The organism is Skermanella sp. (assembly GCF_059503625.1).
Genome location: NZ_JCACHA010000287.1, coordinates 1 through 2,999 on the forward strand (window position 1 = coordinate 1; position 2,999 = coordinate 2,999).

The 2,999-nt window shown below is 59.5% G+C and carries 3 protein-coding genes; 2 read left to right on the forward strand and 1 reads right to left on the reverse strand.

Going from position 1 to position 2,999, the window contains the following annotated elements:
- Positions 1 to 959: DUF4214 domain-containing protein (locus AC5JJ6_RS06645; RefSeq protein WP_496041283.1), on the forward strand; the 959-nt coding region annotated here is incomplete at its 5' end.
- Between the two features lie 264 nt (positions 960 to 1,223).
- On the opposite strand, the gene AC5JJ6_RS06650 is transcribed toward AC5JJ6_RS06645, so the two are convergent.
- A complete protein-coding gene (locus AC5JJ6_RS06650; protein ID WP_496041284.1) occupies positions 1,224 to 1,598 on the reverse strand; it encodes a gamma-glutamylcyclotransferase family protein in 375 nt (124 codons plus the stop codon).
- Between the two features lie 734 nt (positions 1,599 to 2,332).
- Here AC5JJ6_RS06650 and AC5JJ6_RS06655 point away from each other — a divergent pair.
- Complete coding sequence (locus tag AC5JJ6_RS06655) at positions 2,333 to 2,530, forward strand: hypothetical protein (protein ID WP_496041285.1); 198 nt, start codon at positions 2,333 to 2,335, stop codon at positions 2,528 to 2,530.
- The last annotated feature ends 469 nt before the right edge of the window (positions 2,531 to 2,999 follow it).

Here is a 2,999-nt window from a genome sequence, read left to right on the forward strand (position 1 = left end):
CCTCGTGCGCCTTGCGATCCAGAAAATCAGCGCCTGAAGTCTACAAACAGCCTCTGATCCTGGCAGAGGGCGGCAACGACCAGATCGACGGTGGGGCCGGGCGCGACACCGTGCGCCTCGGCGGCACTAGGGCGGAGCACGGGGTTACCATCCACCGGGGGGCGGGCAGCGTTGTGGTTATGGGCGAAAACGGCCAAAAGCTCCTCACCGCCGTCGAGCGGGTCCAATTCGATGATGGCACTCTGGCCCTCAACGCCCACGACAATGCCGCCCAGGTTTATCGCCTGTACCGTACCGCTCTCGGGCGCGAGGGTGAGCCGGCCGGGATCGCGGCCCATACTGCCGCCATGGACGCTGGAATGTCCCTCTCCAGCATAGCGTCCGGCTTCGTCAACTCGGTGGAGTTCCGGGGTAAGTACGGCGGGCTGACGCACGGCGACAGCATTCAACTTTTTTACCAGAACCTACTGGACCGCAACGCTGAGCCCGAAGGGCTGGCCCATCACACCGCCGCTCTGGACGCCGGGATGTCGCTCAGCACTGTGGCAACCAGCTTCATCACCTCTCCGGAGTTCCAGATCAAGAACAGCGCCCTGACCAACGAGGCGACGGTCCAAAGCCTCTACCAAGGCATCCTGGGCCGCGTAGGCGACGCTGCCGGTGTAGCAGCCCATACCGGCGCTTTGGACGCTGGCGTGAATTTCACTGATGTGGCCTTCGGCTTCATCAACTCGGCAGAGTTCCGGGCCAAGTACAGCGGGCTGTCGGATGGAGACTACGTGCACCGACTCTACGAAAATGTCCTGGGCCGAGCGCCGGATGCTCAAGGTCTAGTGGCGCACCTCGATGCTCTGAATCACGGGGCATCGCGCGAACTGGTGTTGATCGGCTTCTCAGAGAGCCCAGAGAACCAGTTAAGAACAGCGTCGATGATCAATGACGGAGTCTGGTATGCATGAGTATCGCGATAACGTGCTCACTCTGGTGTGCCATCAACGCTGTTCACGCCGGTGCAAAGAGGCTGGATGAGCGCACTCTGAATTCTGGCTCACGTTCAAGCTTCGCCCGGTCGATATTGTCGCGCTTAGCTGTGGTTGCGTCGTCCGGCCACCTGCCTGAATAACGCTGGAGTGCCAGAATTTCCTCGCCGTCTACGAGACAGGGCGGATGACGATGCTGGTGCTGAAGGAGTGCTGCTGGCGGCATTTCGGGCAGTGGAGCTACTAAGCTGCCCGTTCCACCCACGTCTTGTGAGACCCGTCCGCAGCGACGGCAGGCAGCCCTGTACCGTCGATCAGCAAGTAAATCCACGCACTGACCAGCCCCGGCCCCTCGATGATCACCGGGTGCTGCTCACGTTGGTAGAGACTGCCGTTGCTCTCCAGAAAATCGAGGGTGTTCAGGGTGCGCCGATCAATGGCGAACAGTTCGCCCCGTATGGCGAATGCGCCCGGCTTGATCGCGGCGGGGAAGTAGCCGAGATCGAGCAGGTCGAAGTCGCGACGAGTCGTGCCGGTGCCGATGAACCGGCTGGTTTCAAGGAAATGGTGGTTGCGGAAACCGCGTTTGAGCGAGCCGTAAACGAAAACATTGATCATTGTGCCTCCGTGCTTGTTCAGCCTGGAGGATATATAGCACTTTAACTAAAAGAATGGTATCAGCAGTGAGCGTGGCGAAGCGGACCTTCCATGGGTCCTGTCCGAGACGCCTATGAAAACTTGGTTATGGTATTAAGCGAGCTAGTGATCCTCTTCTAGTTGTGCGGCCCTGGCGACCATCGATCCCATAGTGGTTTCACCGCTCTGGCTGCGGCCATCAATTCATGCTGGAGGTCGAACAAGCGTTGAAGGCTCAAGTCGGCCGGTCATTGGTGGTGAACGTGCTGTCGCTCCCGTAGACGATCAGCGTGGTCAACATGTTGGTAGGATTGATGGCGAGGGTCATGGCGCTCGGAACTCACCTGAACGGCATCTCGAACAGAGTGGTCTCGTCGGCATCCTTGATTACGCACCGCTGGCCCGTGATCAAGGGGCCGGTGTCCGGCTGGATCGCATTGTCGCGGGTCCACTCCTGCGCCTGTCAGACGCGGTCGGCGTGCTCGGTCCAAGGTTCGATGGCAAAGCCGCCACCCTGGTGTCGCGTGACATCGTGTTTGTCGAAGCGGTTAAAGAGGCTGCGCTTGGCGGCGGCGCGCAGGCAACTGGCCGATATCGGATGTTACCGCCAGCCTGCGTCAGTCCTTTCATCAACCAATCCGCCACTTACCTAAACCGGATTTGTCTGGGCCCTTGGCGTGACCGTGCTATGCTGCGCGGGGCATCGGGGGACCATCATGTGGTATCTGTTTGACAACATCCGCAAAGCCACGGGTCAGGAAGCAAGCTTTGCAGTCGTCAACCAGACGCTCGCTCTGGTTGTCGGTGAGACGGTGTATTTGGTGACCCAGCAGGAGTTGATGGACCTGAGTTACTCGTGGTCTCACCAGATCAGCGAGAAGCTGGCACGTCTTCAGCAACAGACGGAAGCTTAACCTTGTTCCTCGCTCAGCATGCAGATGCCCAGTGCTCTCCGACCTCATGTGCGCCGATGACTGGCTAAACCATCCCGGCCATCGTCCGGCATTGGCATCGTCGCTGTCAGATTGATGATTTCCGTAGCCGGTGCCTCGATTGGACCAGCTTGCAGGTCGTACCCGGTATGATCGGTAACGCCACCCTCTGGTTTGTGTCGGTCCCCAGATTAAAGCGCAGCGTTTGGGCGCGGCGACTATGGGGTGGCACGTGTAACGTGGCGTCGGTAATTCCGACCGGCGTCCTCCTTCGCCATCATGATGCGCAAATCGCTCTCCGCTCCGCTCCGGTTCTCGGCATCACTGCTACTGCCAAGGAGCGGAGCGACGGCTTCTTTCTGGTTTGGTCCTATCTGGTTCCCAGCCCGTGACTGGTAAATTTCTGATCGCTGGCAAGGTGATCGGTAGCTGGAACGAATGAGCGATAGCG

Bases quoted from the DNA above. Each gene is read 5' to 3' on its own strand.
- AC5JJ6_RS06650 (WP_496041284.1), bottom strand. From the start codon at position 1,598: ATGATCAATGTTTTCGTTTACGGCTCGCTCAAACGCGGTTTCCGCAAC.
- AC5JJ6_RS06655 (WP_496041285.1), top strand. From the start codon at position 2,333: ATGTGGTATCTGTTTGACAACATCCGCAAAGCCACGGGTCAGGAAGCA.